The organism is Mangrovibacterium sp., assembly GCF_059905295.1.
The window spans coordinates 1-5,308 of sequence record NZ_JBZQJF010000281.1 but is presented as its reverse complement, the minus strand read 5'-3'; the positions used below and the strand labels follow the sequence as shown (position 1 = coordinate 5,308).

The following is a 5,308-nucleotide window of genomic DNA, read 5'->3' as shown; positions in this document are numbered from 1 at the left end:
TCCGTATAGTTTTCGGGGAATTGACCGATCATGACCGACGGGAAAAGAACAACACGGTATTTAAATGTTTTGATCTTGTCGAGGTCGTCCTGTTCCACGAAGATGGCTTTTACCGGACATTTCCGCATGCATCTTCCACAGTCAACACATCGTTTTTCTTCTATTACGGCCAGCCCGCCGCGAATTCGAATCGCTTCAGTTGGGCAGTCCTTCATACAATGGGTACAGCCAATGCACTTTTGGGCATCTACTTTTAGTGCATGGTATGTTGGTGTCGCTGTATTCATAAGAAATAATTAACCATGGTTACCGTTGTACTTTTTCCCACAATCGACTCAATGTTCAGTTCGTTGGTATTCTTCTTAATATTGGGAAGTCCCATTCCTGCTCCAAAGCCCATTTCCCGGACTTTTTTGCTGGCCGTTGAGAAACCTTCCTGCATCGCTTTTTCAATATCCGGAATTCCAGGTCCTTCGTCTTCGATGGTCGTACGGATTTTGTCTTTATCAATTTGGATTTTAATCACCCCTTTATAAGCGTGGGCAACAACGTTCACTTCGGCTTCGTAAAGCGCGATAACGATACTTTTAATGCACTTTGCATCAACTCCCAATTGTTTCAACACCTTCTTTACATGACTTGAAGCTTGTCCAGCCTGTGTAAAATCCCCTCCTTCAATTGAAAACTTCAGCTCCATTTTAGTAAACCGGTTTTAATCCTGCTGTAAATAAAAGGCCACTTGCTTTAAACATGGTGAAAGGCGATTCCATTAAACAGATTCCATGTTCTTTCGCCAAATCAACCATTTCGACAGATGCTTTTTTATTTCGAACAAAGACGATAAAACGAACGTCGGCCATTTCGGCTGTTCGTATTGTTTGCAGGTTGCACATGCCGGTTATTAAAAGCAGGTGGTCGGTATCTAGGGTCAGCACATCACTCATTAAATCGGAGCTGTACCCTTTTTCAACCTGAACACTATTCTGCTTGTTGTCGCAAATTATTTTTGCCTCCAATAATTTGCAGACTTCAGAGATTTCCATGAGTTCAAAAGATGGTTTTTGCAAATATGGCTGAAAAGGCAGAAACGGACGATATTTTCGAGCTCAAACTGACCTTTTTAATAGAAATTTAGATTCATTATAAAATACTACATTCGACGGATTGAAAGGAGATTAGGCATTCACTCCCTGTAGCTTTTGAACAAATGTGAATTGTTTCTGATTGGACAATCGATTGCTCTATTCTTAACTGAATTTTTCGAGATCAGCTTTACTATTTTTTCAGATTGAGTGTCCTCAAGATCCTGGACCGGACCGATCGATTCTAAACTATTTTTCGTACATTTTGATGGTTTAATTAGTTCGATCAACATAATTCTTTACCCATGATTTACGACGAAAAATCTTTTCACTCTGACAATCCTGAATTTTTCGGTATTCAACAGCAATTAATAGATGCCTTGCCAATGCCTGTTCTTCTTCGAAATCCGAAGGGGGAACTGTTGCTGGCTAACAGGGCTTTTTGTAACATCATAGGTTGCGGAGAAGTTTCTGCAAATGGAAAGAAAATTGCTGATTTTTTGGGTGATGATCAGGTTCGCCTTTTGGAGAGCTATGATCAGGATATGCTCGTTGATAAGGAAAAGCGATCTTACGAAGTGCGTATACGAACGGCCTCAGGAAGTTCTGTAGAATATTCGGTTGATAAGTCTCTGCTCTATGACAAGAATGATGAGCTTGTTGGAATTTTTGCGGTAATGACCGAATTGAGTGAACGTCGGAAGGCAGAACGCCGGTTAAAGGAAGCGCTTGAAGCTTCCGAGATGGCTTCAGCCATGTTGCACAAAATTCGGGCAGGGATCGTTATGGTCGACAATGATTGGCATGTAATTAACTCGAACCCTGGCTTTGCCCAATTAATAGGGGGAGATGTTGCCGATTTGTATGAGTCGGTTCCGGGGCTGAAAGGAGCCAACCTGAAAGAGCTCGTTCCGGATACGATCTTCCGCATGTTCGCCTCTATAATGAGCTCCGGAGAAGCAAGTCTGGAGCGCGATTTGCGTTACCAAAACAAGTTGTTGCATGTGTCGGTTATCACGATTTACAAAAACAGGGTGGTTGGAGCATTGATTCGAGACATGTCGGCGCCTGCTCTGGTGCGCGAAGAAATAGTGAGTCGGGCGCAGCGCGTGAATAAGCAAAATATGGAAACGGTACAGAAAATCGCTTTCCTGCTGGGAGAGAATGCATCGGTTATGGAGGAGTTGCTGCATTCAATCATTGAGTCGTATAGTTATGGTGAGGAGGATGAGGCATGAGCGATTTGCATGTAGATGTTGACTTTCAGCAAAAGATGGCTCACGGAGAAATTGTTTGCGGTGATGTATTTCATTCACGGCGGATTAGCGGTGAAGGACGGTACATTTTGATTTTGTCTGATGGACTGGGACATGGAATTCGGGCCAATGTGATGGCTAACCTCACTACTTCCATGGCCATGAATTATACTTCTTTTCATACGCGTCCGGAGATTGCTGCGAATATTTTCATGCGTGTACTTCCCCAAAGCAGTGATGGTAAAGAAAGTTATGCCACCTTCACGATTATTGAGATTGACAACGATGAACTGGTTCGGATTATTAATTACGACAATCCGACAACGCAAATATTTCGTTTCGGAAAACCTTATGTGCCGCGTGAACTGGAAATCCCCATTCGAGGAGATGAAAATAAAGGGAAAATCCTGCGTGTTCGGGAATTTAAGCCAATAAAGGGCGATCGGATTATTTTTATGAGTGACGGCGTTACTCAAAGTGGTTTGGGCGGGAAACGATTCCAGATGGGATGGGGCGCCGAACAGCTTTCCAATTTTGTAGAAAGCCAGCTCGAGCGTGAGCCGGAGGTGACGGCAACACGTCTGGCTCGAAAAATTATGAATCAGGTGGAGATGAATGATGGTTTCGAAATGAAGGACGATGCAAGTTGTGGTGTCATCAATTTTCGAAAGCCGCACGAGTTTATGCTGATCACGGGGCCGCCATTTTATAAGATTAAAGACCAGGACTTTGTCGGTCGGGTAAAAGATTTCCCCGGGAAAAAAATTATTTGTGGAGGAACTACTGCCGAGATTATTGCGCGCGAACTGGACCTGGGTATTTCGATTCAGCACCATTACGAGTGGGACAATATTCCACCTGCGGCTGATATGGAAGGTTTCGAGATGGTAACGGAGGGAATTTTAACCCTAAGCAGGGTGGAGGAGATCCTGGAAAACTATACCAGCAATACCAGGCTGGAAAATTCGCCGCCCGAAGAAGTTGCCAAATTGCTGCTTGAACACGATGTTATTCATATTCTCTTGGGAACGCGAATCAACCGTGCACACCAGGACCCGGAACAGCCTTTCGAAATCCAAATCCGTAAATTTGTGGTTCGCCGGATTGTTAAGCTTCTGGAGGAACGATTTTTTAAGAAAGTTTCCATCGAGTTTATTTAGCCGGAAAAATTGAGGCAACTTTGTTGCGAACCCGAGATATCCAGTATGAGCAGAGAAACCATAAAAGCACGATTAATCGAGAAAATAAACGACCTTTTAGCTGAACGAATCGCTGAAATTGAACAGGCAATCCTGTCGGCCAAAGAATCACGCGATAGCGATACCAAAAGCAGTGCCGGTGATAAATATGAAACCGGTCGGGAAATGATCCAACAGGAGATGGACAAACAGGCAGCACAATTGGCCAAGACTCGTGCTTTGAGCGAAGATTTAAAACAAATCAAGCTAACCAGGAAATATGAAGAAGGTGAATTTGGAAGCCTGATGTTTTGCAACCAGGGAATATACTTTCTTTCCGTACCACTTGGCAAAATTGAATTGGATGGAGTGGATTACTACTGCATTTCGCTGGCATCGCCAATCGGACATGCTTTGTTAAGGAAAACTGCTGGAGAAAGTGCTGTTTTTAATGGACGAAAAATAATTGTTGAAGAAATTTTTTGATTATACCTGATCGAATGGCAAGTAGAAATTAAATATGTATATATTTGCATGTTTAATTTTCACAATATGGAATTCAAGAAATTAGAACTTCAGCCTAAAGGCAATTGGTTTCAACGAAATATTTGGACACGACATGGTAAGAAAACGATGATCTACATTGTTTTGGGAGCCCTGTTGAGTTTTGCGATTAGTTATTTTTCAGGAGATGTTAAAATTGAAAATCTGACGCTTGGCGAAGCTTTAAAAACAATGTGGTTTGGAGCATTTATGGGCTTCCTGATTACAAACAGCCCTTGCGCACGGGGAAAATGCTAAAACCGTTTACGGTTCTTTAGATTGGATAATTAAGCCGGCGCAACTTATTTCCAGTGCTTTGTCCATGCTCTTTGTTCTTCCTTTGATAAGAATGTCCAGGCTACAAAGCGACTGATTTTATTTCCCTGGCCCATGTCAATAGTTTTCACCTCAGTGGCTTCAACTTGTTTCAAGCTGTTATAAATGGAAGGTAAGCGTTCGCTTTTTGAAACCAGGCAGGTAAACCATAAACATGAATGATGGTATTGCTTGCTCTGCAAAATCATTTGTTTCAGAAAAAATTCCTCCCCGCCTTCACACCATAATTCATTGCTTTGTCCACCAAAATTCAATTTTGGGGTGACTGTCTTTTTTTGTTTCAGGTTACGGGTTTTGCGTATTGTCCCTTTTGCTGCTTCTGCTGCCGATGCATGAAAAGGAGGGTTGCAAATGGTCAGGTCGAATTGCTCGTCGGGCTGAATAATACCGCTGAAAATATTTTGCGGGATGCTTTGAAGCCGAAATGTAATTTTATCAGCCAGTGCCTTATTCTGACGGACTATTTTCGTTGCAGATTCAATGGAATCCTTATCAATATCGACACCTGTAAAGCTCCAATCATATTCCATTGCTCCGATAATCGGATATATACAGTTGGCACCCACGCCAATGTCGAGACAGTTAATTTTACTTCCGGTCGGGATGGTTCCCTTATTTAATTCGCTCAGCAGATCAGCAGCATAGTGAATATAGTCGGCCCGCCCGGGGATTGGAGGACAAAGATAACCCGGCGGAATATCCCAGTAATCGAACCCGTAGTTTGCCTTCAGTATGGCTTTGTTCAGCATTTTCACTGCTTGAGCATTTGCAAAGTCGATCGATTCATCGCCATAAGGATTGACCCGGACAAAGGGGGTAAGTTCCGGACAAGCTAAAGTAAGTTTGCTAAAGTCGTAGCGTTCCCTGTTTTTGTTTCGTGGATGTAATTTTGCCTTTACGGTAGGATGAATTT

The 5,308-nt window shown here is 42.7% G+C and carries 8 protein-coding genes; 4 read left to right on the top strand and 4 right to left on the bottom strand.

The genetic code is table 11. The features are described 5' to 3' along the window. The 3 genes from AC37HE_RS14455 to AC37HE_RS14445 form a co-directional block, all read right to left on the bottom strand. Positions 1-287: 4Fe-4S dicluster-binding protein (locus AC37HE_RS14455; protein WP_500783561.1), on the bottom strand; the 287-nt coding region annotated here is incomplete at its 3' end. Continuing rightward, on the bottom strand, positions 284-697 hold the full coding sequence (locus tag AC37HE_RS14450) for an ATP-binding protein (RefSeq protein ID WP_500783560.1): 414 nt from the start codon (positions 695-697) through the stop codon (positions 284-286). The genes AC37HE_RS14455 and AC37HE_RS14450, both read right to left, overlap by 4 nt. A 1-nt stretch (position 698) precedes the next feature. Continuing rightward, positions 699-1,043, bottom strand: coding sequence for a hypothetical protein (locus AC37HE_RS14445; protein ID WP_500783559.1), 345 nt, complete (start codon positions 1,041-1,043; stop codon positions 699-701). Between the two features lie 344 nt (positions 1,044-1,387). Here AC37HE_RS14445 and AC37HE_RS14440 point away from each other — a divergent pair, with 344 nt between their 5' ends. From AC37HE_RS14440 to AC37HE_RS14425, 4 genes are all read left to right on the top strand, one after another. Then, positions 1,388-2,320 carry a PAS domain-containing protein gene (locus AC37HE_RS14440; protein ID WP_500783558.1) on the top strand — a complete coding sequence of 311 codons (933 nt, stop codon included), beginning with the start codon at positions 1,388-1,390 and terminating at the stop codon, positions 2,318-2,320. Further along, positions 2,317-3,498, top strand: a complete 1,182-nt coding sequence (locus AC37HE_RS14435; protein ID WP_500783557.1) for a SpoIIE family protein phosphatase — start codon at positions 2,317-2,319, stop codon at positions 3,496-3,498. The genes AC37HE_RS14440 and AC37HE_RS14435 overlap by 4 nt, the downstream gene beginning before the upstream one ends. Positions 3,499-3,543: 45 nt before the next feature. Beyond that, complete coding sequence (locus AC37HE_RS14430; protein ID WP_500783556.1) at positions 3,544-4,002, top strand: hypothetical protein; 459 nt, start codon at positions 3,544-3,546, stop codon at positions 4,000-4,002. Positions 4,003-4,068: 66 nt separating this feature from the next. Beyond that, positions 4,069-4,317: a hypothetical protein gene (locus AC37HE_RS14425; RefSeq protein WP_500783555.1), complete on the top strand. Its 249-nt coding sequence runs from the start codon at positions 4,069-4,071 to the stop codon at positions 4,315-4,317. A gap of 44 nt (positions 4,318-4,361) precedes the next feature. Here AC37HE_RS14425 and rlmF read toward each other — a convergent pair. Next, on the bottom strand, positions 4,362-5,308 hold a 947-nt coding region (gene rlmF, locus AC37HE_RS14420; RefSeq protein WP_500783554.1), incomplete at its 5' end, for a 23S rRNA (adenine(1618)-N(6))-methyltransferase RlmF.

What these genes read in the sequence shown, in the direction of transcription:
- AC37HE_RS14450 (WP_500783560.1), bottom strand. Translation starts at nt 697, where the DNA reads ATGGAGCTGAAGTTTTCAATTGAAGGAGGGGATTTTACACAGGCTGGA.
- AC37HE_RS14445 (WP_500783559.1), bottom strand. Translation starts at nt 1,043, where the DNA reads ATGGAAATCTCTGAAGTCTGCAAATTATTGGAGGCAAAAATAATTTGC.
- AC37HE_RS14440 (WP_500783558.1), top strand. Translation starts at nt 1,388, where the DNA reads ATGATTTACGACGAAAAATCTTTTCACTCTGACAATCCTGAATTTTTC.
- AC37HE_RS14435 (WP_500783557.1), top strand. Translation starts at nt 2,317, where the DNA reads ATGAGCGATTTGCATGTAGATGTTGACTTTCAGCAAAAGATGGCTCAC.
- AC37HE_RS14430 (WP_500783556.1), top strand. Translation starts at nt 3,544, where the DNA reads ATGAGCAGAGAAACCATAAAAGCACGATTAATCGAGAAAATAAACGAC.
- AC37HE_RS14425 (WP_500783555.1), top strand. Translation starts at nt 4,069, where the DNA reads ATGGAATTCAAGAAATTAGAACTTCAGCCTAAAGGCAATTGGTTTCAA.